Annotated in this window: 28 protein-coding genes; 14 read left to right on the top strand and 14 right to left on the bottom strand. The window is 62.4% G+C overall.

What is annotated here, in order from left to right; all coding sequences use genetic code 11:
• The first annotated feature begins 114 nt into the window (after positions 1-114).
• Genes AAHB08_RS08090 through AAHB08_RS08075 form a run of 4 tightly spaced genes read left to right on the top strand, consistent with a single transcriptional unit; the run spans position 115 to position 3,844 of the window.
• Positions 115-492 (top strand): hypothetical protein, encoded by a 378-nt coding sequence (locus AAHB08_RS08090; RefSeq protein ID WP_342058649.1) that lies wholly within the window; start codon positions 115-117, stop codon positions 490-492.
• Positions 493-542: 50 nt separating this feature from the next.
• A complete protein-coding gene (locus AAHB08_RS08085; protein WP_342058648.1) occupies positions 543-2,585 on the top strand; it encodes a protein-disulfide reductase DsbD family protein in 2,043 nt (680 codons plus the stop codon).
• Positions 2,582-3,313, top strand: coding sequence for a DsbA family protein (locus AAHB08_RS08080; RefSeq protein WP_342058647.1), 732 nt, complete (start codon positions 2,582-2,584; stop codon positions 3,311-3,313). The genes AAHB08_RS08085 and AAHB08_RS08080 overlap by 4 nt, the downstream gene beginning before the upstream one ends.
• A gap of 3 nt (positions 3,314-3,316) precedes the next feature.
• Positions 3,317-3,844: a protein disulfide oxidoreductase gene (locus AAHB08_RS08075; protein WP_342058646.1), complete on the top strand. Its 528-nt coding sequence runs from the start codon at positions 3,317-3,319 to the stop codon at positions 3,842-3,844.
• Positions 3,845-3,923: 79 nt separating this feature from the next.
• Here the strand turns inward: AAHB08_RS08075 and AAHB08_RS08070 are convergent, their stop codons facing one another.
• Positions 3,924-4,343 (bottom strand): EF-hand domain-containing protein, encoded by a 420-nt coding sequence (locus tag AAHB08_RS08070; protein WP_202047477.1) that lies wholly within the window; start codon positions 4,341-4,343, stop codon positions 3,924-3,926.
• Positions 4,344-4,704: 361 nt separating this feature from the next.
• Here AAHB08_RS08070 and atcJ point away from each other — a divergent pair, with 361 nt between their 5' ends.
• From atcJ to AAHB08_RS08035, 7 genes are all read left to right on the top strand, one after another.
• The gene (atcJ, locus tag AAHB08_RS08065) at positions 4,705-4,989 is read left to right on the top strand and encodes a cold adaptation protein ActJcold adaptation protein ActJ (protein ID WP_025325592.1); all 285 of its coding nucleotides are present in this window, start codon (positions 4,705-4,707) and stop codon (positions 4,987-4,989) included.
• A 7-nt stretch (positions 4,990-4,996) separates the two neighbouring features.
• Positions 4,997-5,527, top strand: a complete 531-nt coding sequence (atcA, locus tag AAHB08_RS08060; protein ID WP_139438756.1) for a cold adaptation protein AtcA — start codon at positions 4,997-4,999, stop codon at positions 5,525-5,527.
• Positions 5,528-5,540: 13 nt separating this feature from the next.
• Complete coding sequence (atcB, locus tag AAHB08_RS08055; protein ID WP_342058645.1) at positions 5,541-6,302, top strand: cold adaptation protein AtcB; 762 nt, start codon at positions 5,541-5,543, stop codon at positions 6,300-6,302.
• 10 nt (positions 6,303-6,312) lie between these two features.
• Positions 6,313-7,215 (top strand): cold adaptation protein AtcC, encoded by a 903-nt coding sequence (atcC, locus tag AAHB08_RS08050; protein WP_139438762.1) that lies wholly within the window; start codon positions 6,313-6,315, stop codon positions 7,213-7,215.
• A 201-nt stretch (positions 7,216-7,416) separates the two neighbouring features.
• Entirely contained in the window at positions 7,417-7,668 is a 252-nt protein-coding gene (locus tag AAHB08_RS08045; RefSeq protein ID WP_202047581.1) for a hypothetical protein, read from the top strand.
• A gap of 71 nt (positions 7,669-7,739) precedes the next feature.
• Positions 7,740-8,114, top strand: coding sequence for a hypothetical protein (locus tag AAHB08_RS08040; RefSeq protein ID WP_342058644.1), 375 nt, complete (start codon positions 7,740-7,742; stop codon positions 8,112-8,114).
• A gap of 226 nt (positions 8,115-8,340) precedes the next feature.
• Complete coding sequence (locus tag AAHB08_RS08035) at positions 8,341-9,105, top strand: CPBP family intramembrane glutamic endopeptidase (protein WP_342058643.1); 765 nt, start codon at positions 8,341-8,343, stop codon at positions 9,103-9,105.
• Between the two features lie 107 nt (positions 9,106-9,212).
• Here the strand turns inward: AAHB08_RS08035 and AAHB08_RS08030 are convergent, their stop codons facing one another.
• Positions 9,213-9,425, bottom strand: coding sequence for a hypothetical protein (locus AAHB08_RS08030; protein ID WP_342058642.1), 213 nt, complete (start codon positions 9,423-9,425; stop codon positions 9,213-9,215).
• A 636-nt stretch (positions 9,426-10,061) separates the two neighbouring features.
• Here AAHB08_RS08030 and AAHB08_RS08025 point away from each other — a divergent pair.
• Positions 10,062-10,946 carry a bacteriophage abortive infection AbiH family protein gene (locus tag AAHB08_RS08025; RefSeq protein ID WP_342058641.1) on the top strand — a complete coding sequence of 295 codons (885 nt, stop codon included), beginning with the start codon at positions 10,062-10,064 and terminating at the stop codon, positions 10,944-10,946.
• Positions 10,947-10,989: 43 nt separating this feature from the next.
• Here AAHB08_RS08025 and parC read toward each other — a convergent pair whose 3' ends face one another.
• Positions 10,990-13,284 carry a DNA topoisomerase IV subunit A gene (gene parC / locus AAHB08_RS08020; protein ID WP_342058640.1) on the bottom strand — a complete coding sequence of 765 codons (2,295 nt, stop codon included), beginning with the start codon at positions 13,282-13,284 and terminating at the stop codon, positions 10,990-10,992.
• Between the two features lie 71 nt (positions 13,285-13,355).
• Positions 13,356-15,251, bottom strand: coding sequence for a DNA topoisomerase IV subunit B (parE, locus tag AAHB08_RS08015; RefSeq protein WP_265437058.1), 1,896 nt, complete (start codon positions 15,249-15,251; stop codon positions 13,356-13,358).
• Between the two features lie 94 nt (positions 15,252-15,345).
• Between parE and AAHB08_RS08010 the strand changes: the two genes are divergently transcribed.
• Positions 15,346-15,618, top strand: a complete 273-nt coding sequence (locus AAHB08_RS08010) for a hypothetical protein (protein WP_342058639.1) — start codon at positions 15,346-15,348, stop codon at positions 15,616-15,618.
• On the opposite strand, the gene AAHB08_RS08005 is transcribed toward AAHB08_RS08010, so the two are convergent.
• The 9 genes from AAHB08_RS08005 to nudF form a co-directional block, all read right to left on the bottom strand.
• On the bottom strand, positions 15,513-17,525 hold the full coding sequence (locus AAHB08_RS08005; RefSeq protein ID WP_342058638.1) for an FUSC family protein: 2,013 nt from the start codon (positions 17,523-17,525) through the stop codon (positions 15,513-15,515). The genes AAHB08_RS08010 and AAHB08_RS08005 overlap by 106 nt on opposite strands.
• A 1-nt stretch (position 17,526) precedes the next feature.
• The gene (locus AAHB08_RS08000) at positions 17,527-18,393 is read right to left on the bottom strand and encodes an efflux RND transporter periplasmic adaptor subunit (protein ID WP_139438785.1); all 867 of its coding nucleotides are present in this window, start codon (positions 18,391-18,393) and stop codon (positions 17,527-17,529) included.
• Positions 18,386-18,628 carry a DUF1656 domain-containing protein gene (locus AAHB08_RS07995; protein WP_139438791.1) on the bottom strand — a complete coding sequence of 81 codons (243 nt, stop codon included), beginning with the start codon at positions 18,626-18,628 and terminating at the stop codon, positions 18,386-18,388. The genes AAHB08_RS08000 and AAHB08_RS07995 overlap by 8 nt, the downstream gene beginning before the upstream one ends.
• A 93-nt stretch (positions 18,629-18,721) precedes the next feature.
• The gene (locus tag AAHB08_RS07990) at positions 18,722-19,123 is read right to left on the bottom strand and encodes a GFA family protein (RefSeq protein WP_342058637.1); all 402 of its coding nucleotides are present in this window, start codon (positions 19,121-19,123) and stop codon (positions 18,722-18,724) included.
• A gap of 38 nt (positions 19,124-19,161) precedes the next feature.
• Positions 19,162-19,785, bottom strand: a complete 624-nt coding sequence (locus AAHB08_RS07985) for an NUDIX hydrolase (RefSeq protein WP_202047488.1) — start codon at positions 19,783-19,785, stop codon at positions 19,162-19,164.
• A 2-nt stretch (positions 19,786-19,787) separates the two neighbouring features.
• Positions 19,788-20,375, bottom strand: a complete 588-nt coding sequence (locus AAHB08_RS07980) for a YqiA/YcfP family alpha/beta fold hydrolase (protein WP_342058636.1) — start codon at positions 20,373-20,375, stop codon at positions 19,788-19,790.
• Positions 20,376-20,384: 9 nt separating this feature from the next.
• Positions 20,385-21,203, bottom strand: a complete 819-nt coding sequence (gene cpdA / locus AAHB08_RS07975) for a 3',5'-cyclic-AMP phosphodiesterase (protein ID WP_342058635.1) — start codon at positions 21,201-21,203, stop codon at positions 20,385-20,387.
• A 27-nt stretch (positions 21,204-21,230) separates the two neighbouring features.
• Entirely contained in the window at positions 21,231-21,677 is a 447-nt protein-coding gene (locus AAHB08_RS07970; protein ID WP_342058634.1) for a DUF1249 domain-containing protein, read from the bottom strand.
• Positions 21,678-21,779: 102 nt separating this feature from the next.
• The gene (gene nudF, locus AAHB08_RS07965; RefSeq protein WP_139438803.1) at positions 21,780-22,421 is read right to left on the bottom strand and encodes an ADP-ribose diphosphatase; all 642 of its coding nucleotides are present in this window, start codon (positions 22,419-22,421) and stop codon (positions 21,780-21,782) included.
• Positions 22,422-22,728: 307 nt separating this feature from the next.
• Here nudF and tolC point away from each other — a divergent pair, with 307 nt between their 5' ends.
• Positions 22,729-24,054 (top strand): outer membrane channel protein TolC, encoded by a 1,326-nt coding sequence (gene tolC / locus AAHB08_RS07960; RefSeq protein WP_319912243.1) that lies wholly within the window; start codon positions 22,729-22,731, stop codon positions 24,052-24,054.
• Positions 24,055-24,162: 108 nt separating this feature from the next.
• Here the strand turns inward: tolC and hldE are convergent, their stop codons facing one another.
• The gene (hldE, locus tag AAHB08_RS07955) at positions 24,163-25,590 is read right to left on the bottom strand and encodes a bifunctional D-glycero-beta-D-manno-heptose-7-phosphate kinase/D-glycero-beta-D-manno-heptose 1-phosphate adenylyltransferase HldE (RefSeq protein WP_106885090.1); all 1,428 of its coding nucleotides are present in this window, start codon (positions 25,588-25,590) and stop codon (positions 24,163-24,165) included.
• Positions 25,591-25,768 lie beyond the last annotated feature (178 nt).

Below are 25,768 nucleotides of genomic sequence, written 5' to 3'. Positions count from 1 at the left end.
GCCAGACAGAACCGACCACCCCAGACGGAGCGTGTGGTCGTATCGAATCCCACCAGCTTGCTCACGCCACCATTGATCGATAGGATATGCCCCATTCAACAGGGTAGGACGAGCATGATTTTGCGACAACGCGTGGCGACAAGACTCCTGCTGCTGGTCTGCATCCTGGTGATCAACTGTGCGGCCCAGCCCCTGGCCAGGCTGGCACAGCTCGACCAGGCCCTGAGCTGCCAGATGCTCCCCCTCTCCTCGTCCAGCGCCGATGCCGACGAGGGGCAAGCCACGACGCCCCAGCCCAGCAGTTGCCAGCTCAACGGCAAGTGGCTCAGTGCCGCCAACCTGCTCTGCGCCGAGCAGATCTTCTTTGCCATCGCCTTCGTGATTGCCCTGCTGGCGCCCCTGTCGCGCCGCGCCCCTGCGCTTCCTCCTCCCATCAACATTTCGCCTCCCGAACGGCGACTGCACCTCACTCTCTGCGTCTGGCGGGAATGAGTCTGCGGCGGTTTTCTCCACCCTGACTTTCATTTTCAAGAGACAAACACATGTCAAACATCATCAAGACCGCCCTGTTGCTGAGCGGTCTGCTGTGGCAATCCATGGGATTGGCCAGCGACACCGGCTGGCTCACCAGCCCCCAGAACGATCACGCCAAGGTGCGGCTGCAAGCTGACACCCGGGATCCCGCCGCCCCCCGGTTGCTGCTCAGCCTGCAGCTTGAATCCGGCTGGAAAACCTATTGGCAGAACCCGGGGGAAGGCGGCATAGCCCCCGAGATCCTCTGGGATGCTCCCCAGCCAGCGGCGCAGTGGCACTGGCCAGTGCCCAGGCGGTTCGACGTCAGCGGCATCTCGACCCAGGGCTATCAGGGGGACGTCAGCCTTCCCATCAGCCTCACCCGCAGCGGCGGCGAGGCACTGACGGGCACCCTGCGCCTCTCGACCTGCAGCAACGTCTGCATCCTGACCGACTACCCCTTCACCCTGGCGCTGGACGGCACTGCCCCCGAAGGGTTCGACCTGGCCTATGCGAAGGCGATGAGCACCCTGCCACAGGCCATGCCGGGCACTGTGACCCTCGAGGCGGGCTACCGGCAGAACCAGCTGCAGCTGACCGCCGACAACCCCCAGGGCTGGCAGGATCCTCAGATCTTCCTCCAGCGCCTGGAGGGAGCAGAATTCGGCGAGCCCAGCCTGGAGGTGCAGGGCAACACCCTGATCGCCCGCATTCCGGTCAGCGATGGCTGGCAGGGGGATGCCCCCGATATCCGTCATCAGCCACTCGGGTTGGTGCTGGCGAGCGGCGAGCAGGCCTGGCAGAGCGAGGTCCGCATAGGTGAGCCCCTGACCCTGCCGAGCGGCGGCCAGTCGCTGCTCTGGCTGCTGGGAGCCGCGCTGCTGGGGGGCCTCATCCTCAATCTGATGCCCTGCGTGTTGCCGGTGCTGGCCCTCAAGCTGGGATCCGTGCTGCAGCTCGAGAGCCGGGAGCGCCGCCCGGTGCGCCTGCAATTCCTGGCGGCCAGTGCCGGCATTCTGGTCTCCTTCTGGGCGCTGGCATTGATGAGCACCCTGCTGCGCGCCACTCAGGGGGCCGTCGGCTGGGGGATCCAGTTCCAGAGCGTCTGGTTTATCGGCTTCATGGTGGTGGTGACGGCGCTGTTCTGCGCCAACCTGCTGGGGCTGTTCGAGCTGCGGTTGCCGAGCAACCTCAATACCCGTCTGGCCACCAGCGGCGGCCAGGGGCTGGGGGGTCACTTCCTGCAGGGCTGCTTTGCTACCCTGCTGGCGACCCCCTGCTCGGCGCCCTTCCTCGGCACTGCGGTTGCGTTTGCGCTCGGGGCGCCGCTGGGCCAGCTCTGGCTCATCTTTACCGCTCTGGGAGTGGGCATGAGCCTGCCCTGGCTGCTCATCGCCGCCGTCCCTCGCCTGGCGCTCTGGCTGCCGAAGCCGGGCCGCTGGATGGGGCGCCTGCGCACCCTGCTCGGCCTGATGATGCTGGGCTCCAGCCTCTGGCTGCTCAGCCTGCTCGGCAACCACGTCGGCCCCTTCTGGATGCTGATCCTGATGGCACTGATGCTGGTCGCCCTGCTGCTGGCCGTCGTCTGGCGCCACGGCATACGCACGCTGACCCTGGGGCTGGCACTGGGCTGCCTGCTGGGCGGGGCCCTGCTGCTCGGCGGCGCCTTCACCCTGGACGGCAGGCCCCAGCAGGACAGGGTCGACTGGCAGCCGCTCTCGGAGCAGGCCATCGAACTGGCACTGGCCCAGAACAAACGGGTCTTCATCGATGTGACCGCCGACTGGTGCATCACCTGCAAGGCCAACAAATTCAACGTACTGCTGCGAGATGACGTGCAACAGGCCCTGAGCGCCCCCGATGTGGTGGCCCTGCGCGGGGACTGGAGCCGCCCCTCCGACAGCATCGCCAGCTTCCTGCGCCAGCGCGGCAGCGTGGCCATTCCCTTCAACCAGATCTACGGGCCCGGCCTGACGGATGGCGAGATCCTCTCCCCCCTGCTGGACCGATCGACCCTGCTTGCCACCCTGGCGCAAGCCGGTATTGCCCCCTCTCAAGGAGAAACCAAATGAAACCGACCCTGCTCACTTTGACCCTGCTGGGCACCTTGTTGACCCCGGCCCTGCACGCCGCTCCCTTCACCCCGGAACAGGAGGCCCGCATCAAGGAGCTCATCCGCGAGACCCTGGTCCAGAACCCGAAGATCCTGGATGAGGCGGCCGAATCCTGGGAGAAACAGAACGCCGCGGATCAGGCGGCCCAGCTCGGCGACTTCATCAAGGGCAACAAAGAGGTGCTGTTCAACAGCGCCACCAGCCCGCGCCTGGGGGCCAAGAATCCCAAGCTGACCCTGGTGCTCTTCACCGACTACAACTGCCCCTACTGCAAGCAGTTCGACCCTGCGGTGGCCAGGCTGCTCAAGGCCTACCCGAACGATCTGGGGCTGGTGATCAAGCTGCTGCCGTTCAAGGGGCAGACCTCAGCCAAGGCGGCCCAGTACAGCCTGACCCTGTGGCAGCAGGATCCGGCCCGCTTCCTCGCCCTGCACGACAAGTTGATGAGCAAGCAGGGCATGCTGACCGAGGCGGACATCAACAAGGCGCTGGCGGCCACCGGCAATGTGGCGCTCAAACCCGAGGGTAAGGCCACCGAGGAGCTGCGCAATAGCCTGCGCATCGGCACCCTCTTGGGAGTGCAGGGCACACCGGCGACGCTTATCGGCAACCAGCTGGTGCCGGGTGCCCTCCCCTATGAGCAGCTCGAGCAGCTCGTGAAAACTGAACTGGCGAAACTGGGGTAACCAATGACCGAGACGACAACCCCCAGACCCCGCTGGCGACGCTGGGGCAAGGAGGCGCTCTGGCTGCTGCTGTTTGCCCTGGTCATCTCGACCGTGCTGGACCTGTGGCGCAGTCCGGCGCTGCCGGAGGGGAGCCCGCTGCCAGTGCTGACCCTGCAAGATGGCACCCGGGCCGACCTGCTGGCCATGAGCCGGGAGCGGCCGCTGCTGGTCTACTACTGGGCCAGCTGGTGCGCCGTCTGCCGCTTCACTACCCCGGCAGTGGAGCAGCTCTGGCAGGACGGCGGCAATGTGCTGACGGTGGCGCTGCGCTCCGGCGACGACGCCAGGTTGCAGCAGGGCATGGCCAGGAAGGGGCTGAGCTTCCCCACCCACAACGATGAGCAGGGTGCGCTCGCCGCCCGCTGGCAGGTGAGCGTCACCCCCAGCTTCCTCATCCTCAAGGAGGGCAAGGTGGTGAGCAGCACCACGGGCTGGAGCAGTCGCTGGGGCTTGCAGCTGCGGCTGCTGTGGGCCGACTGGCTGGCTTGAGCCCCATCACAATGAACAGAGCCCGGTATGACGACCGGGCTCTTTTTTTATCTGAAGGCGGTACTTTTTGCTGCGGCCCCTATTGCGCCGGTGACATCATCCCCTGGCCGAGCCGGGCCTTGACACTGGCCCGTTCGGCCTCGTCGATCACGCCGTCACCGTTCTTGTCCATCTTGGTGAAGAGGGTCTCATGGCGTTCCATGAACTGCGCCTTGGTCGTGTCCTGCATCGGCCTCATGTTGCCCATCTTGCCGGGCATGGCCTTGCCCGATTGCTTCATCGCCTCATGCATCTTGGCCATGGCGGCCTCTTTCTCGGCGACCGACAGGGTGCCATCGCCGTTGCTGTCTTGCCGGGCGAAGCGCTGCTCGGCTCTCTCCATGAACTGGGCCTTGGTGATGTCCCCCTTCATGAACATCAAGGGCTCATCGAGGCTCTCATCGGCGGCGATGGCGACGCCCCCCAGCAGTACCAGAGGCAGAAGATAACGTTTGAACATGGTGTCTATTCCTTGTGATGGCCCCGGCCTTGCCGGGTCCTGATGCCTATCCCCAGGGCAGGTTCCTTGTCACATGCACGCCCGACGATGTGGTTCCAGCATGAGTACACTGTCGCCCGTCACGGATACCCTCTGTCAGTGTAGTCTCCATGCCGGACCCTCCATGTCTGCAGGGCTGACAAGCCGCTCCGTGACGGGCGGGATCCGTGTCCACCCCGGGTCGCTGCCATATCGCGTCCTATTCATGGCGGTGGCCGGTGGTTTCCGTTAAAATGACGGGTTTTTACCGTGCCTGGTTCCCCCAAGCCCCATCAGGCGCCAGCATTGTGACTCTGATGATGCCAGTGATGCAGGATCTGCCATGAACAACTACTTTCGGGTGCTGGGCGTCAAGTCCAACGCCAGCGAAAACGACATCAAGAAAGCCTATCGACGGCTCTCGAACCAGTACCACCCCGACAAGTTGCACGGGGCGAGCGAAGAAGAGAAAGAGCAGGCAGCCATCAAGCTGCATCAGGTGAAGAAGGCCTACGAAGTGCTTTCCGATCCCAAGGCGAGAGCCGCTTTTATCAAGGATTTCAACAACGTCATCGTGACCGATCCCGCTGCTGCCATGCAGGAGATGTGGGACCAATTCTACCCCTGAGGGCGCTATGCAAAAAAAATGGGACCAGGCGCGCATCAAAGCGCTGATGAGTGACGCGGGCGAGAACATCGAATCCTACCGGGATCAGGATCAGCCCAAGGCGCTCGAGCAGTTCACCGGCAAGATGAAGGCCCTGCTGCTGGCCGACATCAGCATGCTGGAGTTCATGCCCGAATACCTGCCGCTCGCCCTCTATGGCCGGGTGCAGTTCCCGCCCAAGGCGAAACCTGAGTGGGCCAGGTGGCTCGCCGACGGCGTACAACCCTCATGGGACGCGTTCAAGGTGTCGGTGGCGTTCAACAACGCCGATCTGCCGCTGGTCAAGGCGGTGCGGGCCCAGAGCGAAGATCAGTTGATCGAAGCCTGCGCCGTGCTCTACCTGCTGGACAACCCCCTGCCCCGCGGTGGCCGTCGTGCCGATGACGACTACGAGCTGCGCGACGACGAAGACGACGACGGGGAAGATGCCGACGCCGACTATCATGGCGGCGAGGGTGAGGAAGACGATCAGGACATGTACGACGAAGTGCGTTTCTAATTTGAGGCAAAGCATGAACAGTCTGATAGAAATTACCGCCATCGAGATCAAAGAGCTGGCCGTGATCGAGCCCAAGCAGGCCAGCGAGAAGTTCGAGCTGATCGCCAAGACAATGTCCGACGAGCAATTGGCTGAAGTCATTGAAAACATTGATATCGTCACCCTGACCCAGATCAACGGCCAGCACGACATCTCCTTCCCGTCCATCATCTCCGAGCTGATGACCCCGGAGCGGATCCGCGACATCGTCTGCCAGCAGCCTCTCTACTGGGAGGAGGCCATCAAGAACAATGCCGAAGAGCTGCAACAGCACACCTTCGACTTCCTCAACTACCTGATCCGCACCCAGGACAACGAGGCCAAGCAGCGCGAGATCCTGGAGTGCATCGCCGAAGACCCGGCCGGTCTCTTCTACCTCGCCATCCCCTTCATCGAGTTCTACCGTGGCGATCGCTACGAGGATGAAGAGGGCTATCGCGACACCCTGCACGCCGAAGAGGAAGATCTCGAGGAGTCCCTCGCCTACAGCGAGCGCCAGCAGAGCGAGGATGCCCACGACTACCCGCTGGATGACCCGAGAAGCCTCTTGATGCTGATCCGCGAGCAGGCTCCCGAGGTGGAGAAAGCCATCAAGTCGCTGCTGCGCAGCGAGAACGCCACCTGGGACGGCATCATCAACAAGTTCGCCAACGAGCTGGTGATGCAGGCCAAGGAGAAGAACCAGGTCAGCGACGAGTACGACGAAGTGGACGACATGTTCAGCTTCCTGGATTGAGGAGAGCCCTATGCAGCTAGTCATCCGCGAGGCCAACGAAGGCCCCTTCCTCACCCAGGTGCTGCGCTTTGGCCGCGACAACGAACGCCTGAGCGCCCAGCAGCTTGCCGCCATCAAGGGCAAAGCGGTGCTGATGAGCCTGAAATTCGCCGACAAGTACTACAACAAGTACAAGATGCACCTGCTGGAGCAGGCCGCCCACGACGTCATCGGCGTGGTGAGCCTGGGATTGCAGGAGCTCTCCGGGCGCGACACGGCCCGGGCGCTGGCCCTGCTGCAGGCGCCGGAAGGGCCCATCAAGCCGTTCCAGAAGGGCTGGTCCATGCTGATCTCCGTCAGCCCCAAACAGACGGGCAACAGCCTCTATGGCGACGTGGATGCCAGGCTGCTGGACAAGATCTCGAGCCCCCCCGACATCGAGGAGTGGCAAGGGTGGCAGGAGTACGAGAAGGCGCTGGCCGAGCACAACAAGGTCCGCCTGATGGGGCTCATCGACCAGCACTTCTTCGCCTGCGAGAGCGATCACCCCACCATGGAAGACAAGCTGGCCGAGGCCCTGCTCTACCGCATCCTGTGCGGCAAGGGCAGCGGCGCCGCGCCCCTCAAGGTGAAGCAGGATCTCAAGCGCAAACTTGCGCGGGAGATTGAGCTCGACGAGCGCTGGTACGATACCGACTATCTCGCCGCCCAGCTTGCCCTGATGCTCGCCGAGCTGCCCGCCGACATGGCCGATGCCCTGCGCCAGGAGCTGAGCCCTGGCTTCGTGCCGAACCTGCTGCACACCCTGGGGTTTGTGCGCCAGTACCAGCAGCAGCAACGGGAGAACGCCTCCCCGGAGAAGCTCGACAACATGGAGATGCGCGCCGGGCTCAGGCACCCCCTGCTCGGCTGGCCCCTCTACCACGACTTCTAGTCGTCTGTCGGCGCTTTGCATGGCGCCATGGCCGCCTGTCCCCATAACGCCCGGCTTGCCGGGCGTTATGCTATCCGCCATCGGCCGCCGCCGAACTACCTCCTCAGCGTCATTGGCCCACCTTTTGTCAGGGATATAATGGCTCCCCCATTCCGACCGCAGGGGAACGCCGTGAGCAGAAAACCCGACCGCATCACCGCCATGCAGCAGATCATCGACGCCGTGAAACAAGAATTCCCGCTCTATCAACCGGATACCTTCAGGTGCGGGCCGGACAACAGCTGCATCGGCTGCCCCAAGAAGCTGATGGAGCTGGTGGATACGGATCTCTGCTACTGGCAATACCAGATCGATCGCGGTATTCCGCCCTCCTTCGACGAGATCCAGCGCTTCGGCAAGATGTGCAAAAATATCCGCCGGGCCCTGGTGCGCAACGGCCGCATCCCCGCCTGATGCTTTGCCCCCGCATCTGATAAGGTGTGACCCACAGGCCCGGAACGGGCACAAGCGAAAAGGAGAGCAAGATGACCCAGGAGCGGATCCAGACCCGATATAAGCTGGCGGGCCCCTTTGCCACTCAGGCCGAGTTGGAACAAGCCATAGCCCGAGCCATAGATGCCCACAAGCAGGACTTCTTCCCCCTGCTGGAGCGGCTAGTGGATGAGGGCAATCCCGCGGTCAACCTCAGCCAGGAGCACCCGCCGCAAGTGCTTGGCATAACGCTCGACGCCGAAGGCGCCACAGGCAAGGCCCAGCTCAGCTACGAATCCAACTTCTTCGAGTGCTGCCTCATCGTCGACGAATATGAGCAGCACCAGATCAGCGTCCCCTTTCGTCTGGAAGGGGGCGAGCTTGTCTTCGACCTTGAGCTGCCCATCGCCTGGAATTTCAATCATTAATGGCACCGGCAATCCGGGTGAAATCGGTGGGGCTGTGCCAGGGGCTGAATGACACGGCGACCAAGAAGGTGGGAGCTCCGAGATAACTGCTTGATGGTCGGCCTTTGAATAAAGAGGCTGGCGTGGCTACCCAGGTGCCCCACTTAGTGTAGGGTTGACTCCATGCCAACTGAATGAACTATCGAGGGTCAGCATGGGTGAGCACCAATCTGCAGCAATGCCGGGTTTGAACGACGGCGATAGCTTTGGCTTTGAGCGCAAAAGTGCCGGAGACTTCCCCTTTTATCGCCAGTCCCCGAATGCCTTGTCTGGCCGCAGCTGGGTGCTGATCCTGCTGGGGGTAGTACTGGGGTTCGCCGTGCTGACGGCGCACCTTGCATTCTATAAAACCACGGCGGGCGGCTTTGTATCCGCCATCCTGTTCCCCCTCATCCCCCTGGCCGTGCTCGCCATGGTGGCGGGTAAGGCATGGCGAGCGCTGTTTCGAACGCCGACGGGGCGGGATCTCCTCTTGATGCAGGCGATCGCCGTCGTCAACATTCTGGTCTCGGTCGCCGTTGCCCTGGTGCTGCAGCAGCTGTTCAAGATGAGTGACAACCCGGTCAGCGCCATGCTGGCAGAGGCCCCCAATACGGCGCGCATCCTCTTTTATTTAAAAACGGCCCCTCAGCTCTTTGGCGAGGAGGTGGTCTCCATCCTGCCTTTTCTGGCCATCCTCTGGTTTTGTCACACCAAGCTCGCCCTGACGCGCAAGTCCGCCATCATCATCGCCTGGCTATCCACTGCCCTTATCTTCGGGGCCATGCACCTGCCCACTTATGACTGGAATTTTCTGCAATGTTTTCTGGTGATCGGCACGGCCCGCATCGTGCTGCTCAGTGGCTACATCATCACCAAAAACATCTGGGTATCGACCGGCGCGCATATCATCAACGACTGGCTGCTGTTTACCGGCATGGTGCTGCTGCATGGTGCCCAGGCCGGCATATAGGGCCGTGCATGATCACAGGAAAGGAGCCCTGACGGCTCCTTTTTCCATTACCCAGCCCATAGAAAAGGCGAGACCCTTGCCTCGCCTTCACCTGCGTCAGGTGGGGATCAGGTGAGATAGTAACGCCACGACCTGCTCGGCTCTGCATAGCCGACCCGGATGCAGAAGGGGGCGAGCTCGTGATTGGCCTGCTCCAGGCTGAGGGTCTGGTGGGTATCCTGCTCGCACCACTGCACGAACTCGTCGCTGTTGAAGCTGTAGTGATCCCCGTGAAAGGCCCCGTGGGCCTCGATCAGTCCGATGGCTTGCTCCGTTTCCATGTTTGGCCTCCTGGCACTGTGCTGCTCCCTACAAGGTTAGCGAGCAGAGGCGACTTGCGGGGCCAAATCGGTCAAATCCTTGACCTGTGGCAATCGGCAAAGGGGAGAGCAAGCCACCACAGCAGAAGCCATCGACCAGCAACAGAGCCTTAAATAAAACAGAGGCAAGTAGGGTCGATTAGCGAAGCGTAATCGGCCGCACCGGTTATCCGGTCGCGAGCAGGCAAAAGAGAAAGGACGTAGGGTGCAATAAGCGAAGCGCATTGCACCGGCAACCTCGCGGATTCAATAGTGGTGCAATTTCATTGCACCCTACGGTTACCTCCCCTCACCCTAGCCCTCTCCCAAGGGGAGAGGGGACAGGTGCCTGCCAACCTTTGGGCGTAGCTGTCACGCCATTCCAAAATCGCTGCGATCTGCGCCCCCTTATCCCCTCGCGGGAGAAGGGCTGGGGATGAGGGGGGAGCAATATGAAATTACCGATAACATCGAGACAATAGGTTTTCGCGATCGTCTGATTATGCTGCGCTAATCAAATCTACACCCCTAATCATTATTTAAAAATGTGATGACGTCACATTGTTATTAAAATATTCTCTTGTCAGAATATTGAAGTGCTTTATCGAGAACCAAAACATGAAAATACTATATGTGATAGGAAATGGTTTTGATCGTCATCATAAGCTGCTGACCAGTTACTCTTATTTCTACCAAGAATACCGTGAACTGCTTGATGGCCTATCGGATTATTTCCCCAATAACGAAGACGAGTACCCTTGGCATAAGTTTGAGGAAAACTTAGGAAAATATAACTCCGAGGTTCTTTATAGTGAATTTAATAACTTAGACATAGGTAATGAGAAATTCAAACTCAGTATAATATATGGACTGGAGGATGAAATTTCCGAACAAACAGAAAATATCGTTTCGAACTTGCAGGGTGCATTCTCAGAATGGATAAACTCTATTGAAATAAATCCAAGTGATATAGCGGAACGTCTTAATCTAGTACCTAGCTCATTATATCTATCATTTAACTACACGACAACATTAGAAAAAATATACAACATTCCAAGAGAGTCGATCACCTATATACATGGGTGTGCAGAAAGATATGATGATTTAATTTTTGGACATGGTTTGGATATTGCTGAAAAACCAGAATTTGATGAATATGGAGAAAGTCTAAGAACACCATTTAGTGATGCAATGGCCGTCGCTAGACATCCATTCAGCGCGTTGAAAAAGCCAGTTTCCGAGATAATGAACAACAATAGTTCTTTCTTCTTATCTTTATCTAGATTAGAGCATGTATTAATTCTTGGTCACTCTATTGGTTGTGTAGATCATCCGTATTTCATAAAAATCAAAGAGAGTGTAGCAGATAATTGTAAGTGGGTAGTAAGCTACCATTCTGAGGAGGATATAGAAGAACTTAAGTTAAATTTAAGTGCTTGTGGAGTTGACGTGGCAAATATAATTCCATTATCTCTTTCAGATCTCAATGCTTATATTTTTTGATTTTAATTGTAGAGAAGGGCGCTTTCGCGCCCTTTCTTATTAATCACCCCTCCTGATTTTCCCCGGCTGCCGGTTCTGCACCGGCCACGGGTTCAATCTCGATGCGGTCTACTCGCTGCAAACCGCGGGGCAGCTTGGCGCCACGGCGGCCGCGCTCGCCGCGGTAGTAGTCGAGATCCGAGGGCTTGAGGGTCAGCTTGCGCTTGCCGGCAAACAGGGTGACATATTGCCCCTGCGGGATAATGGCGGCCATCACCATAAACTCCTCCCGCGCCTTGACGCGCGCCGAGGGGATGCTGATGAGCTTGTTGCCCTTGCCCTTGCCGAGCACCGGCAGGGTGCTGAGCGGGAACAGCAGCATGCGCCCCTCGTTGGAGATGGCCATGCAGAGATCGGTCTCCGGCGAGCCAATCTTCTGGGGTGCCATCACCTGGCCCCCTTCTGGCACGGTGAGCAGCGCCTTGCCGTTCTTGTTCTTGCCAATCAGGTCGTCATATTTGCAGACGAAGCCGTAACCGGCGTCGCTGGCGATGAGGTACGGCTCCCCTTCGTTGCCCATCACCAGATGGCGTACCTCTTCCCCCGCCCCCAGCGCGAAGCGACCGGTGAGCGGCTCCCCCTGACTGCGGGCGGAGGGCAGGGTGTGCGCCTCCAGGGAATAGGTGCGGCCCAGGCTGGAGAGGAACACAGCCTGCTGGTTGCTGCGCCCGCAGGCGTGGGCCAGATAGCCATCCCCCGCCTTGTAGGAGAGCCCGGCCACGTCCACGTCGTGGCCCTTGGCGGCACGCACCCAGCCCTTGTCAGACAGGATCACTGTCACCGGCTCGCTCGGGGTCAGCTCCTTCTCGGTCAGGGCCACGGCGGTGGCGCGCTCCACCAGGGGGGTGCGGCGATCGTCGCCGTACTTCTCGGCATCCGCCAAGAGCTCTTTCTTGAGCAGGGTGTTGAGGCGACGCTCAGAGCCCAAAATGAGTTCCAGCTTGTCGCGCTCCTCGGCCAGCTCTTCCTGCTCGGCACGCAGCTTGAACTCTTCGAGCTTGGCCAGATGGCGTAGTTTGAGCTCGAGGATCGCCTCGGCCTGGGTCTCGCTGATGTTGAAGCGCTCCACCATCACCTTGCCCGGCTCATCCTCGGTGCGGATGATCTCGATCACCTCGTCGATGTTGAGGTAGGCGACCAGCAAGCCTTCGAGGATGTGCAGGCGAGCCAGCACCTTGTCGAGGCGGAACTGCAGACGGCGGCGCACCGTCTCGCGGCGGAAGACGATCCACTCGGAGAGGATCATCTTGAGGGTCTTCACCTGGGGTCTGTTGTCGAGGCCAAGGATGTTGAGGTTGACCCTGTAGTTCTTCTCCAGATCCGTGGTGGCGAACAGGTGGGCCATCAGCCCCTCCACATCCACCCGGTTGGAGCGCGGCACTATGACCAGACGGGTCGGGTTCTCGTGGTCCGATTCATCGCGCAGGTCGGTGACCATGGGCAGCTTTTTGGCCACCATCTGGGCGGCGATCTGCTCCATGATCTTGGCGCCGGACGCCTGATGGGGCAGCGCCGTGATGACGATATCGCCATCCTCCTCGCTCCAGACCGCCCGCTGCTTGATGGAGCCCTTGCCGGTCTCGTAGATTTTGCGGATGTCGTCACGCGGGGTGATGATCTCGGCGTTGGTCGGGTAGTCCGGCCCCTGAATGTGCGTCATCAGCACATCCAGCCCCGCATTGGGGTTGTCCAGCAGCTCGGCACAGGCAAGGGCCACTTCCCGCGCGTTGTGGGGCGGGATGTCGGTCGCCATCCCCACCGCGATACCGGTCACCCCGTTGAGCAGGATGTGCGGCAGGCGGGCAGGCAGCACCACCGGCTCCTTCATGGTGCCGTCGAAGTTCGGCGTCCACTCCACAGTGCCCTGGCCCAATTCCGAGAGCAGCAGCTCGGAGAAGCGCGACAGCCGCGCCTCGGTATAACGCATGGCGGCGAAGGATTTGGGATCGTCCGGCGCCCCCCAGTTGCCCTGACCGTCCACCAGCGGGTAGCGGTAGGAGAAGGGCTGGGCCATCAGCACCATGGCTTCATAACAGGCGCTGTCGCCGTGGGGGTGGTATTTACCCAGCACGTCACCCACGGTACGGGCGGACTTCTTGTGCTTGGAGAGCGCCGACAGCCCCAGCTCGCTCATGGCGTAGATGATGCGCCGCTGCACGGGCTTGAGGCCGTCGCCGATATGGGGCAGGGCCCGGTCCATGATGACGTACATGGAGTAGTTCAAGTAAGCCTGCTCGGTGAAGGCGCGCATGGGCTGGCGCTCTACCCCGTCCAGACTGAGCTCGATAGCATCACTCATATGTTTTTCTCTTGCTATGGCGCTCCCCTGGAGGGCACGCCTGGAATGCGGGTCGGCAGCTAACCGACGGCTTAGATGATGGCAAGGTTGCCCTTCTCCTCTAACCATTCACGGCGATCCGGGGCGCGCTTCTTGGCCAGCAGCATGTCCATCAGCTGCAGGGTCTCGTCCCCCTCCTCCAGCTCGCCCATGGTGAGCTGCACCAGGCGGCGGGTGTTGGGATCCATGGTGGTCTCCCGCAGCTGTTTCGGGTTCATCTCGCCCAGACCCTTGAATCGGGTCACCATCACCTTGCCCTTCTTCTTCTCCGCCTCGACCCGCTGCAGCACGCCGTTCTTCTCGTCCTCGTCGAGGGCATAGAAGACCTCCTTGCCGATGTCGATCCGATAGAGCGGCGGCATGGCCACATAGACGTGGCCCTTGTTGACCAGGGTGCGGAAGTGCTTCACGAAGAGGGCACACAGCAGGGTGGCAATGTGCAGACCGTCCGAGTCCGCATCCGCGAGTATGCACACCTTGCCGTAGCGCAGGCCGCTGAGATCCTCGGAGTCGGGATCCAGGCCGATGGCCACAGAGATGTCGTGCACTTCCTGGGAGGCGAGCACCTGACCGGCCTCCACCTCCCAGGTGTTCAGGATCTTGCCGCGCAGCGGCATGATGGCCTGAAACTCGCGATCCCGCGCCTGCTTGGCGCTGCCGCCCGCGGAGTCACCCTCCACCAGGAACAATTCCCCCTGCATGGGGTCGGCGCAGTTGCAGTCGGTGAGCTTGCCGGGCAGGGCCGGGCCCTGGGTTATCTTCTTGCGCACCACCGTCTTGGCGGCGCGCATCCGGCGCTGGGCGCTGGAGATGCAGATCTCGGCTATCTGCTCCGCCAGCTCGGTGTTGCTGTTCAGGTAGAGGCTGAAGGCATCCTTCACCACCCCCGACACGAAGGCCGAGCTCTGGCGGGACGACAGCCGCTCCTTGGTCTGACCGGCGAACTGGGGATCCTGCATCTTGACCGAGAGGATGTAGGCGCAGCGATCCCAGATGTCTTCCGGGGTCAGCTTGACCCCGCGCGGCAAGAGGTTGCGGAACTCGCAGAACTCGCGCATGGCGTCGAGCAACCCCTGGCGCAGGCCGTTGACGTGGGTGCCGCCGAGGGCCGTGGGAATGAGGTTCACATAGGATTCGGCGAGGCATTCGCCCCCTTCCGGCAGCCAGCACAGGGCCCAGTCCACCGCGGATTGATCCGTGCTGAAGGCGCCGACGAAGGGCTGCTCCGGCAGGCAGGTGAACTGCTTGACCGCATCGATGAGGTAATCCTTGAGGCCATCTTCGTAGCACCACTCAAGCCGGATGCCGGTGTTCTTGTCGAGGAACTTGATGGTGAGGCCGGGGCAGAGCACGGCCTTGGCCTTGAGCAGGTGCTCGAGCTTGGAGACCGAGAAGCGCGGGGAGTCGAAGTAGCTTGCCTGCGGCCAGAAGCGCACCCGGGTGCCTGTGTTGCGGCGCCCGCAAGTGCCTGTGATGGTCAGCTCCTGTACCTTGTCGCCACGCTCGAAGGCGATGTCATAGACCTGGCCGTCCCGGCGTACCGTCACCTCGACCCGATCGGAGAGGGCGTTCACCACAGAGATGCCCACCCCGTGCAGACCGCCGGAGAACTGGTAGTTCTTGTTGGAGAACTTGCCCCCCGCGTGCAGCTTGCAGAGGATCAGCTCCACACCGGATACCCCTTCCTCCGGGTGTATGTCGACCGGCATGCCACGACCGTCGTCGATCACCTCGAGAGACTGGTCCTCGTGCAGGATCACCTCCAGGGTGCGGGCATGGCCCGCCAGCGCCTCGTCGACGCTGTTGTCGATGACCTCCTGGCCGAGGTGATTGGGCCGGGTGGTGTCTGTGTACATGCCGGGGCGGCGACGCACCGGTTCGAGGCCATTGAGGACCTCAATGGCATCCGCATTGTATTGAGTGGACATGGAGGGCCTTGCGAATTGACGTTTGGAGGGAATCTTACTCGCTGGGAGGGCCTTGGACAAATAGGGCGGTGGCAAAGGGTGATCCAGAGAGGCGATGGCCCTGCGGGATCAGGCGGATGCCTGGGCAGAGGGCTGTGCCTGCAACAAGGACGAGCGGGATCAGGCGGGTGCCAGTGCCGAAGGCTGTGCCTGCAACAAGGACGAGCGGGATCAGGCGGGTGCCAGTGCCGAAGGCTGTGCCTGCAACAAGGACGAGCGGGATCAGGCGGGTGCCAGTGCCGAAGGCTGTGCCTGCAACAGGGGGGATAGGGAGCAATGGAGTCGCCACACCAGGCCCGCCAGCTCCCGGGCCGAGGGCTCGGGGTGATCGGCCAGGCCACGACTGATGCGATCCAGCTCGCCCAGGGTCTGATGGAGGGAGCTGTGCTGCACCCCCTGCTCGGTGAGGATCCCCTCCAGACAGCGCACGCAGGCGTCCCGCACCAGATGGAGTGCCGGCTCCCTGCCCCGCCACTGGCGCAGTTGCCAGACGATGTGGCTGCAGTTGAGCAGCACCACGCCCCAACGCAGCACCCAGAGCCGAGCCCCCAGATCCTGCCCCTGCCCGAGCTGGCTGATGCAGTGATAGATGAGGGATTCAAACTGGCTCTCGCTCTGCCGGGGCCTGGCGGCCAGCTGATCGATGAAGTGGCGGCGCAGGGAGCGGATGAGGCGGCGGCTCTTGCGCCTGTCCGAGCTGGGTCTGAGGATCTGGAACGCCAGCCCCGCCACCATGACCCCCAGCACCTTGCCAATGCTGTCGTTGACGAAGGCCTGATAGTCGTAGCTCGGCGGGTTGGTGATGGCGAGGAAGGAGCCGAGCAGCACGATGAGCTGGCCCCAGAGCGCCGCCGACGCGGGGCGCTGCAACTTGATCAGTTGCATGGTGATGAGCGCCGGGAACAGCAGGGCGCAGAACAGCCAGAAGTCGTCGATGCGGATCATCAGGCCGAACTTGACCGCGAAGCAGACCAGACTCAGCAGCAGGATGGCCTGCAGCATGGTCTGGGTCCCCTTGGTCGGCGTCGGGGTGGCCGAGTAGAGCACGCAGCAGATGGAGAGCAGGGTCAGGGCCGAGGCGCCCGACTCCCACTGGGTGTTGATCCAGAAGGCGCAGCCCAGCACCACGCAGAGGAAGGTGCGACCGCCGTTGTAGGCCGCCTCGACGCTGTCGTTGTAGCGGGTGAGCGAGCTGTGGCGCGGCGGCGCGGGCCACTCTTGGCCGTCATAGGGCGCCAGCCGGCCGAGCCAGCGCTGGCACTCCAGATAGCTCCAGCAGAAATGGCGCAGGCGCAGCCAGAAGGTGCGGCGGCGAAAGTCGCTGCCCGACTCGGCCACGAAGGGGGCCAGCAGGCGAGCGATGCGGTATTTGTCGCAATCGGGCTCGCCCAGCGCGCGGATCACCGAGCCCAGCAGGGGCGTCAGCCCGTCCGGCGGCTGCGGCCAGTGTTGCAGCATGCGGCGCACCCCGGAGATCAGGCTGACCATCCGCAACTGGCGGTGCAGCAGGAAGTTGAGCAAGCGGTTGTGGCGGCGCAGGCGGTGGTGACTCCACACCGCCTGAATGCGCAGCACGTTCATGGTGAGGATCTGGCCGATGATCCCCTCGTGGGCGCCGCGCACATCGGCTCCCGCCTCCCCCAGCCAGAGCAGCTGGGCATGCTCCCGCAGCCGGGCCTGGCTCTTGCCAAGGGACGCCAGCAGGGTCTCGCCATCCGAGAGGCTCGGCAGGATCATCATCATCAGGCCGCCGCAGAGGATGCCCACTATCACCTCGCTCACCCTGGCCTGGGCGATGTCGAAGATGTGCTCCGCCTCGGTCACGTTGACGCAGGAGAAGGCGATGATGGCCGCGGTGTAGCCCGCCAGGGCGAAGGCGTAGGAGACGTTGTTCTGATGGTGGTTGGAGATGCAGGTGCAAAGGCCGAGCCAGAGCGCGATGAGGAAGCTGAACAGCCAGGGATCGCTGATGCCAAGGCCGGTGATCATCACGGCCGCCATGGCGCCGATGAGGCTGCCCACCACCCGCCCCAGGCTCTTGCTGATGACGCCGCCGACAGTGGGGAAGCTCACCACGGCGGCGGAGGTCATGGCCCAGTAGGGGGCATCCAGTTGCAGCACGAAGGCCAGCCAGAGCGACAGGCACATGGCCAGGCTGTTGCGCAGGGCGTAGCGCCACTGGCCCTCATTGGCCTGGCCCCAGGGTGTCTGGCGCCAGCGTCCCCGGCCTGCCACCCTATTCCCCTATGGTGATGGTGCAGGTGGTGCCCGCGATCAGGGCAAGCCCGGGCGGTACTTCCAGCAGCTTGATCCGCACCGGCACCCGCTGGGCCAGCCGCACCCAGGGCACGTTCGGCTTGACGTCGAGCAGCAGCCCCTCGTTCCCCTCCAGGCTCTGATCGTGAATGGCGCGCCCTATGCTCTCCACCTCCCCCTTGAGCGCCTGCTCCCCGCTGTAGAGCACCATGCGCGCCGGCTTGCCCGGCGCTATGTGCCCGAGCTTGGTCTCTTCGAAATAGCCCTGCACGTAGAAGGAGTGGATGTCGACCAAAGCCACCAGGGGCACCCCGGCGCTGGCGTAGTTGCCGACCCTGGCCTGCAGGTTGGTGATGTAGCCGTCGCTGGCGGCGTGCACCTCGGTTCGCGCGAGCGACCATCTGGCCTGCTCCAGATTGGCCTGGGCCACCTGATAGGCCGCCTTCATCGCCTGGGCATTGAGCCTGGACTCGTCGACCGCCTCGGCGGAGATGACGGTGCGGGACAGCCCCTGGCGACGCCTGGCCTCGTGCTCCGCCTTGTCGAGATCCGACTTCGCCTTGGCCAGGGCCGCGTTGGCGTTGTCCAGGGCAATCCGGTAGGGCACGGGATCCAGGCTGAAGAGGACGTCCCCCTTCTTCACCAGCTGGTTGTCCTTGATCCAGATGCTGACTATCTTGCCCGACACCTCGGGGGTGATGCTGACCAGCTCGGCCCGCACCTTGCCATCCCGGGTCCAGGGGCCCTGCATGTAGTAGTTCCACAGCCACCAGAGCGACACCAGCGCCAGGGCGCAGACCAGCAGGGTGGAGAAGTATTTGAGGGTTGCCAGGGGTGATTTAGCCATGTAGCAGTATCCAGAGTGCGCCACTGACGGCGAGGATAAACAGGGAGAGATCCATCAGCAGGGGGTGCCAGACCTCCCCGCCGTAGAGCCAGTCCCGCAGCAGGTGGTGCACCGGCAACCAGCCGAGCAGGCCGAGCAGCACCGCCTTGAACAGGGGCGGAAAGTAGAGCGAGGCCCCCAGGATCAGATCCGGCAGCGCTGAAGCAGTCGTCACGGGCAGGCTCCCGGTTGGCAAGAGGAGAAGAGTGGCAATGGCCCGCCAGAGGGCAGGCAGACCAAGGTTAACACAGCCATTTCGGCGGCTACAGAAGCAGATGGCCCCCTGGTCTCATTCCGCCCTGTCGGCCGGGTGGTTGATGCCGTCCCGCAGCGGCACCTCCGCCAGCTCGAATGGATTGACCCCCTCGAGGCAGGCGAGGTTGTAGCCATACTCGGCCGGATTGGAGCGGCGCTGGTGGTGGGTGTAGATGCCGCAGACCCCGCAGAAGTAGTGCTTCGCGGTGCGGGTGTTGAACTGGTAGCAGCGCAGTGCCTCCTCCCCCTGCAGGATGCGGATGCCGGAGAGCGGCACCGAGGCGACTATGGCCCCCCGCCGCCTACAGAGGGAGCAGTCGCAGCGGCGGGGATCCACCACGCCGTCCGGCAGACTGAGCTCCAGCACCACGGCGCCGCAGTGGCAGCTGGCCCTGTGTTTCGCCTGAATGGGGGTATTGCCGATTTGTTTGATCATGTGGCCTCCTTGCCGCCGGGCCCAGCGTCCCGGGTGTGTCAGTCGAACAGGGTGTGGCGCCGCCCCTGCCCCACATGGTCGTGCAGGCTGCGCAGCTGGGACTCGACAATCCGGTGGCGGGAGAGCTCGGGCAGGGCGTCGATGGGGAAATAGGCCGCCCCCCGGGTCTCGTCAGTCTCGGTGAGCAGCGATCCGCCCGTCACCTCGCACAGGAAGAAGGCCTTGTGGGCATGGGGCAGTTGCGGGGGATGGGGGTGCTTGAGCTTGTCGAACAGGGCCAGCAGCTGCACCGCACGGCACTCCAGACCTGTCTCCTCCACCACCTCGCGCACCACGGCGCCCGCCGGCGAGTCGCCGATATCGCACCAGCCCCCAGGCAGGGTCCAGAGCCCATCGCTGCGCTCCTGCACCAGCAGGAGATGACCGTCATCGTTTTGAATAAGGGCCCGCACATCCAGCTTGGGGGTGGGGTAGCCGTCATCCAGGGCGATCCACGAGGCGATGGCCTCGGGCGCCAGCTCGCTCTGGCTGGCAATCAGGGCAACCGTGGCCGCCCTGAGCGCCTCGAAGCGGGCGATATCGAAGGGATCCTGGGAGTAGGTGAGCCCGGCCTGGGCCGTGGCCAGCACCTGTTCCAGAAAGGCGGCCAACGGCGGTTGCACGGCTAGAGCCCGAGGAAACGAATGATCTGGGCCGGATAGCGCTCGAAGCCGACGAAGGCGTGGTTACCGCCGCACTCCAGGGAGAGGCGGGCAAACGCGTATTCCCTCAATGCCTTGCGATAGTCGAGCACCTCATCCTCCTGCTGCTGCAGGATCCAGAGCCGCTCGGGGGCGCGCACCGGCACCGCCAGCGCCCGCAGCTCGTCCATGTGGGTCGGCAGCAGCTCGTAGCGCTCGTCGGTATAGGGGTTGACCTGGGGGCCCAGGTAGTCGCAGAGCAGCTCGTGAGGACGCACCGCCGGGTTGATCAGCGCCGCGCGGCAGCCATGCAGCTCGCTCACCCGGGTCGCCATAAAACCGCCGAGGGAGCTGCCCACGGCACCTAGCCTGAGCCGGCCATCATGGCGAGCCCTGGCCTCGGCAATGACGCCCTCGATGGCTTCCCAGGCCGCCGCCGGGGTATTGGGCTGGGCCGGGATGAGCACTTCGATGTCGGGCCTGTGCTCGGCCACCCAGGCCGCCATCTGCTGCGCCTTGGCCGAGCCGGGGGATGAATTGAAACCATGCAGATACAGAAGAACGGGCTTCATGGCAACGCCTCAGTAACCGGTGGCATCGGGGTCGGGCACGAACTGCCCCACCGGCAGCCGCCACACCTGGCTGGCAATGCGGCCATCCGGATGCAGGGTGAGATAACGCCAGCCCGGGCCGGATTCGTCCAGGGCGAAACCGTCGGAGAGCGGCTTGAACTGGATGCAGGTGGAGGGGCTGGCGATCAGCCTCACCCCGCGGTGCACCTCGTCAAACTCCTGATGCACATGGCCGAACAGAATGGTTTTCTGCTGCGGGTGGCGGGCCAGCACGGCGAAGAGATCGTCGGCATTCTTGAGATTGTGCTGATCCAGCCAGGCGCAGCCCACCGGCACCGCCTGATGGTGCAGGGCGATGAGGGCGTGACGCTCGGGATGCTGGCGCAGGGCGCTGTCCAGCGCCGCCAGCTGGTGATCGCCGAGCACCCCATGGGGTTTGCCGCGCACCTGGGTATCGAGCAGGATCACCTGCCAGTGCTCCCCCACCAGCTGCTTGGCCTCGCTGATCCCGGCGGCATGCAGGTATTCGGTCATCAGGGGGCCGTCATCGTGGTTGCCGGGCAACCAGTAGATGGGGCGCGCCAGCGGGGCCATCATGGAGGCGAACCGCTGATAGGATTCCGGGCTGTGATCCTGGGAGAGATCCCCGGTGGCGAGGATCAGATCGAACGGATGCGCGTTGGCATGCACCTGCTCCAGCACGGCGGCCAGGCTCTCTGCGGTTCGCACGGCCAGCAGTCGTCCCTCGGCACTGGCGAAGAGATGGGTATCGGTAATCTGTAACAGGCGCACACTGCCGTCCGGCGCCTGAGGTAGCTCTGTTTCCAAAATCACGCTTCTTTTTTATGGGTTCGACTAGAGGATGTTGATCAGGCTGGTGCCATGTTTGAGACAAAATCTTAGCCAATCGGCCAGGAATAGATTTACCTGCTCTTTTTCATCCCTGTGGTGCATTTTTTTATTGGGATAATCATAACGTGGTTGCAACATTGAAATCTGTTGCGCCGCACACACTTCCGCCATCCGCACGTCGTGATACAAACGAATCTCGATGCAAGCCTGCAAGTAGCTCGGCAACTCGGGATTGTGCTGGGCCAGGATCACCTGGCTGGTGAAGCGGCTCTCTTCGCTGACGGTGAGCTGGAACTGCAGGCCGTTGCCCACCTGATAGCGGCGCTCCGCCCCCACGCTGCCGCCGGGGGGCAGCAACTTCATCAAGGCCATGTAGTTGACCTCGCAGGTGCGCTGCAAGGAGATCAAGTCAGGCACATAGCGCTTCATCGGGCTCTGGACTAATGGCATATCGCAACTCCATCAATCAACACCCGTGAGTAATTAACCTCGCAGGTGCGCTGCAAGGAGATCAAGTCAGGCAGATGGCGCCTGGCGTGAACGAGCACCACCTCAGCGCCCCGCCAGCCAGCGGGCCTGCAGCTCGCCATGATTGAGGGCCAGCCATTGCAGGGCGATGACGGAGGCGGCATTGTCGATGCGCCCCTCTTTGAGCCAGGCGTAAGCCTGCTCGCGGCTCACCACATGGACCCGGATGTCTTCACCCTCTTCCGCCAGACCGTGGATCCCCGCCGCCCGGCTGGCATCCACCTCCCCCACATAGACCTCGATCCGCTCTGTGCTGCCACCCGGGCTCACCAGGTAGCTGATGGCATGCTCGCAGCGCCCCACCTCGATGCCCGCCTCTTCCACCGCCTCGCGGCGCACCACGGCTTCGGCGGTCTCCCCTTCATCTATGATGCCGGCCACCAGCTCCAGCAGCCAGGGCGTGGGGCTGGTCTCGATGGCACCGATGCGGAACTGCTCCACCAGCACTATCTGGTCCAGCACGGGATCATAAGGCAGCAGCGCGGCCGCATGGCCCCGCTCGAACAGCTCGCGGACTATGGGCTCATTCCAGCCACCGGCAAATAACCTGTGTTGCAGGCGATAGACGTTCACTTTGAAAAAGCCGTTGTATCCAGATGATTTATCGATGATTTTCACATCATCACCGGAATAGTGACTGGTTTGAGGCAAGGCTTGCTGTGACATACGAGACTCCTACCAGCTTGACTTGGCTTGGTTTGACCATAATATTCGGGGGCATGAATGAACATTCATTCACTCGCTCTCGCCGACGATGAGGGATGGATTTTAGCAGCCACAGGACATTTGGCTAGGCGCGTTGCCGAGAAAACTCGCCCTGACTCTTGACGTTCCTGTCGCAGGAAAAGAGACAGTTCGCAATGAAATCTGCTTGTAGTAGAGTGGTTAAGCTGAAATCAAGCTTGGTCGGTGACAATCCCCTCCTTCATCCAGCGGACAGCTTTGGGTTGATAAATAAGGTTAAAAATATCATATGAAAAGAACACTCTTGTCAGTCATGGTGATGCTGGGTGTGAGCAGTGCCGCTCATGCCGAAGACCTGCTCGAAATCTACCAGCAAGCCCAGATCAAGGATACCCAGCTGCTGGAATCCAAGGCCAAGCGGGACCAAGCCTTCGAGAAGATCAACGAATCCCGCGCCGCCCTCTTGCCACAGATCAATCTGGGTGCCGGCCTGAACTACCTGCAGAACAAGGACGATACCCAGACCAACACGGGCGCCACCGGCTCGGTGACCCTGGATCAGTCCATCTACCGTCGCAGCAACTGGGTCAACCTGGACCTGACCGAGAAGAGCGCCACCCAGTCCGACGTGGCCTACAACCTCGAGTACCAGAACCTGATGCTGCGTACCGCCCAGGCCTACTTCGACGTGCTCAAGGCGATGGACACCCTGGAGTTCGTGCGTGCCAACAAGACCGCGGTAGAGCGTCAGCTGGAACAGACCCAGCAGCGCTTCGAAGTGGGCCTGACCGCCATCACCGACGTGCATGAAGCCGAGGCCGAGCGCGATCAGGCGCTGGCAGACGAGATCAATGCCGAGAACACCCTGGACAACAGCTACGAGAGCCTGCGCGAGCTGACCGGCATCGATCATCGCCAGCTGGATGTGCTCAACACCGAGCGTTTCGCCCCGCAGAAGACCCCGTTCAACTCCGACAAGTGGCTGGAGCTGGCACTGGACAAGAACCTTGAGCTGCACAGCGCCCGCATTGGCAAGGACATCGCCAAGGAGCAGATCGATCTGGCCAAGACGGGCCACGAGCCGACCCTGGATCTGGGCGCCGGCCTCACCGCCGGTTACAACGACTACAAGGACGAGATCCGCAACCCCGAGAGCAACAGCAATCAGGGCAATGTCGGCCTGAACTTCAACCTGCCGCTCTACACCGGGGGCGCCACCACCTCCCAGGTCAAGCAGGCCCAGTTCAACTACGTGGCCGCCAGCGAGCAGCTGGAGCGCAGCTTCCGCTCGGTGCAGAGCACGGTGCGTTCTTCCTACAACAACGTGAACGCCAGCATCGGCTCGGTGCGCGCCTACAGCCAGTCCGTCATCTCCGCCGACAGCGCCCTGAAGGCGACCGAGGCCGGCTATGAAGTGGGTACCCGGACCATAGTCGACGTGCTGGACGCCACCCGCAAGCTGTACCAGGCCAAGCAGAAACTCTCCGAGGCCCGCTACAACTACATCCTCAGCATCCTCTCTCTCAAGCAGGCCGCCGGCATACTGGAGCAGAAGGATCTGGAAGACGTGAACCAGGGCCTGATGCCCGCCGCCCAGGTGACGACCAAGTCCTGAGCCAAATTCACGGCATGAAAAAAGGCGACCTTGTGGTCGCCTTTTTGCTGCCTGCTTGCCCCTCGCCAGGGCGAGTGATCAGGCACCTCCGGCCGAGGCCGGAGGTGCTCAGCCGCGCTCGCGTATGGTCTTGATGATCTCGCTGGTGGAGCAGCCGTCCTCGAAGTTCAGCACCCGCACCTCGCCGCCGTTGGCGGTCACTTCGGCATAGCCGGCGATCTCTTCGGGCTTGTAGTCGCCCCCCTTGACCAAGAGGTCTGGCAGGATCTCGGCGATCAGTCGCTGGGGCGTGTCCTCACCGAAGGGCACCACCCAGTCCACGGCACCCAGGGCCGCCAGCACCGTCATGCGGCGCTCGGTCGGGTTGACCGGACGACCCGGCCCCTTGAGGCGGCGCACGGACTCATCAGTGTTCACCGCGACTATCAGCCGATCCCCCAACTTGCCGGCATTGGCCAGGTAGGAGACGTGGCCCGCGTGCAGGATGTCGAAACAGCCGTTGGTCATCACCACCTTCTCGCCGCGCAGGCGGGCGGCCTGCACGGCCACCTTGAGCTGGGCCTCGGACATGACGCCAAAGCCGGTCTCCTGCTCGGTGTAGAGGGCGTTGGCCAGCTCCACCGGGCTCACGGTGGAGGTACCCAGCTTGCCCACCACTATGCCGGCGGCTGTGTTGGCCAGGGCGCAGGCCTCGTCCAGGCTCATGCCGGCGGCCAGGGAGGTGGCCAGGGTGGAGATGACGGTATCGCCGGCACCGGTCACGTCATAGACTTCGTGAGCCTGGGCCGGCAGGTGCAGCTCGGGCTGTCCTTCGCGGATCAGGGTCATGCCGTTCTCGGAACGGGTCACCAGCAGGGCGTCCAGCTCGAAGCGCTTGACCAGCTCCAGCCCCTTGGCGACCAGCTCCTCTTCGCTCTTCACCTTGCCCACCACGGCCTCGAATTCGGACATGTTGGGGGTCAGCAGGGTGGCGCCGCGATACTTCTCGAAATCCGTCCCCTTGGGATCCACCAGCACCGGGATGCCGGCGGCGCGGGCGCGGGCAATCATGCCAGGCACGTCGTTCAAGGCGCCCTTGCCGTAGTCGGAGAGGATCATCACGTCGGCCCCTGGCAGCGCCTGCTCCACCTTGCCCATCAGCAGGCTGGCGTCCACGTCGTGGAAGGCCTCTTCGAAATCGAGGCGCAGCAGTTGCTGGTTGCGGGACAGCACCCGCAGCTTGGTGATGGTCGGGTAGTCGGTCAGACGAACGAAATCACAGGCGACCTTGACCCCTGCCATCTGGCCGGCCAGGGCATCGGCGGCCTCATCCTGACCGGTCAGCCCGAGCAACACGGCCTGGGCACCCAGGGCGGCGGAGTTCAGGGCCACGTTGGCGGCGCCACCCGGGCGCTCCTCGATGTGCTCGACCTTGACCACGGGCACCGGCGCCTCGGGGGAGATCCGGCCGGTGGGGCCATGCCAATAGCGATCCAACATGACATCGCCAACGACCAGAACGCGGGCTTTCTCAAACTCGGGCAGGGTGATTTTCATCTGTATCGGCTCTCAAAACCTGAAAATTTCAGCGGGCGATTTTATCACACTCTTTTCCGGGACGTGAAAAAAGCACTGCCATGCCCGCCATGGCACTCCCCACCCGACCCCTCTGACCAGGTGATGGCGATTCGCACCCGCCCCCGTTTTTCGGATAGAATCCCCAGATTGCGAGTGA

It is taken from the genome of Aeromonas sp. OTU364 (genome assembly GCF_038440395.1).
Taxonomy (GTDB): Bacteria; Pseudomonadota; Gammaproteobacteria; order Enterobacterales; family Aeromonadaceae; genus Aeromonas.
Note: the sequence above shows the minus strand (reverse complement) of the source record. Positions and strands in the feature narration are given on the sequence as shown.

Coding starts and splice junctions, on each gene's coding strand:
- AAHB08_RS08090 (WP_342058649.1), top strand. CDS start 115: ATGATTTTGCGACAACGCGTGGCGACAAGACTCCTGCTGCTGGTCTGC.
- AAHB08_RS08040 (WP_342058644.1), top strand. CDS start 7,740: ATGACCCAGGAGCGGATCCAGACCCGATATAAGCTGGCGGGCCCCTTT.
- AAHB08_RS07980 (WP_342058636.1), bottom strand. CDS start 20,375: ATGAAGCCCGTTCTTCTGTATCTGCATGGTTTCAATTCATCCCCCGGC.
- hldE (WP_106885090.1), bottom strand. CDS start 25,590: ATGAAAATCACCCTGCCCGAGTTTGAGAAAGCCCGCGTTCTGGTCGTT.
- AAHB08_RS08000 (WP_139438785.1), bottom strand. CDS start 18,393: ATGGCTAAATCACCCCTGGCAACCCTCAAATACTTCTCCACCCTGCTG.
- AAHB08_RS07990 (WP_342058637.1), bottom strand. CDS start 19,123: ATGATCAAACAAATCGGCAATACCCCCATTCAGGCGAAACACAGGGCC.
- parC (WP_342058640.1), bottom strand. CDS start 13,284: ATGAGTGATGCTATCGAGCTCAGTCTGGACGGGGTAGAGCGCCAGCCC.
- AAHB08_RS08045 (WP_202047581.1), top strand. CDS start 7,417: ATGCAGCAGATCATCGACGCCGTGAAACAAGAATTCCCGCTCTATCAA.
- AAHB08_RS08080 (WP_342058647.1), top strand. CDS start 2,582: ATGAAACCGACCCTGCTCACTTTGACCCTGCTGGGCACCTTGTTGACC.
- tolC (WP_319912243.1), top strand. CDS start 22,729: ATGAAAAGAACACTCTTGTCAGTCATGGTGATGCTGGGTGTGAGCAGT.
- atcJ (WP_025325592.1), top strand. CDS start 4,705: ATGAACAACTACTTTCGGGTGCTGGGCGTCAAGTCCAACGCCAGCGAA.
- nudF (WP_139438803.1), bottom strand. CDS start 22,421: ATGTCACAGCAAGCCTTGCCTCAAACCAGTCACTATTCCGGTGATGAT.
- AAHB08_RS08010 (WP_342058639.1), top strand. CDS start 15,346: ATGGCCCTGCGGGATCAGGCGGATGCCTGGGCAGAGGGCTGTGCCTGC.
- AAHB08_RS08075 (WP_342058646.1), top strand. CDS start 3,317: ATGACCGAGACGACAACCCCCAGACCCCGCTGGCGACGCTGGGGCAAG.
- atcA (WP_139438756.1), top strand. CDS start 4,997: ATGCAAAAAAAATGGGACCAGGCGCGCATCAAAGCGCTGATGAGTGAC.
- parE (WP_265437058.1), bottom strand. CDS start 15,251: ATGTCCACTCAATACAATGCGGATGCCATTGAGGTCCTCAATGGCCTC.
- atcC (WP_139438762.1), top strand. CDS start 6,313: ATGCAGCTAGTCATCCGCGAGGCCAACGAAGGCCCCTTCCTCACCCAG.
- AAHB08_RS08070 (WP_202047477.1), bottom strand. CDS start 4,343: ATGTTCAAACGTTATCTTCTGCCTCTGGTACTGCTGGGGGGCGTCGCC.
- AAHB08_RS08025 (WP_342058641.1), top strand. CDS start 10,062: ATGAAAATACTATATGTGATAGGAAATGGTTTTGATCGTCATCATAAG.
- atcB (WP_342058645.1), top strand. CDS start 5,541: ATGAACAGTCTGATAGAAATTACCGCCATCGAGATCAAAGAGCTGGCC.
- AAHB08_RS07970 (WP_342058634.1), bottom strand. CDS start 21,677: ATGCCATTAGTCCAGAGCCCGATGAAGCGCTATGTGCCTGACTTGATC.
- AAHB08_RS08085 (WP_342058648.1), top strand. CDS start 543: ATGTCAAACATCATCAAGACCGCCCTGTTGCTGAGCGGTCTGCTGTGG.
- AAHB08_RS08030 (WP_342058642.1), bottom strand. CDS start 9,425: ATGGAAACGGAGCAAGCCATCGGACTGATCGAGGCCCACGGGGCCTTT.